At 49.7% G+C, this 650-nt stretch carries 1 protein-coding gene; it reads left to right on the top strand.

The window, feature by feature from the left end; translation table 11 throughout:
• Nucleotides 1–41 precede the first annotated feature (41 nt).
• The coding region (locus GRP75_RS28790) for a KS-MAT linker domain-containing protein (protein WP_272917261.1) at nt 42–650 on the top strand (609 nt) is incomplete at its 3' end.

Raw genomic sequence — 650 nt, 5'->3', positions numbered from 1 at the left:
CGGCCGCAGGGATTGCAGGCATCGCTAAAATCATCTTGCAAATGAAAAACCGGAAAATTGCCCCTAGCCTGCATTCCCAAAAACTGAACCCTAATATAAACTTTTCCAAAACGCCATTTGAAGTCCAACAGGGGCTTTCTGAATGGGAGCGTCCGATAGTGGAGGAGGACGGCGAGCAACGGGAATACCCGAGGATCGCCGGGATATCTTCCTTTGGAGCCGGTGGGGCTAATGCTCATATCGTCCTTGAGGAATACCTCCCTGCGGAACAGGATGACTTTCAAAATACCTTTACTCCTCCAAGACCGGTCGTCATAGTTCTGTCGGCAAAAAGTGATGGAGCATTGAAGGAGCAGGTAAGCCAATTGGCTACTGTAATGGATCGGAATGAGTTTTCCGATCACGATTTGGTGAATGTGGCTTATACCTTGCAGACAGGACGTGAGGCGATGGAAGAGCGCCTCGCTGTGGTCGTTGAATCAGTGGAGGAACTTAGAAGCAAGTTGCGGGGCTTTATTGGAGGAAGACAGAGTATTGCACAGCTTTACCGGGGACAGGCCAAGCGAGACAAGGAGAGCTTGAACATGGCCTCAGAGGAGAAAACGCTCGATGAAACGGTTGATTTACAGATTCTAGCGGAAAAGTATGGC

It is taken from the genome of Paenibacillus sp. OT2-17 (assembly GCF_009827695.1).
GTDB classification, from domain to species: Bacteria; Bacillota; Bacilli; order Paenibacillales; family Paenibacillaceae; genus Paenibacillus; species Paenibacillus polymyxa_B.
The sequence above is the reverse complement of the archived record's forward strand: the minus strand, read 5'-3'. Positions and strand labels throughout refer to the sequence as shown.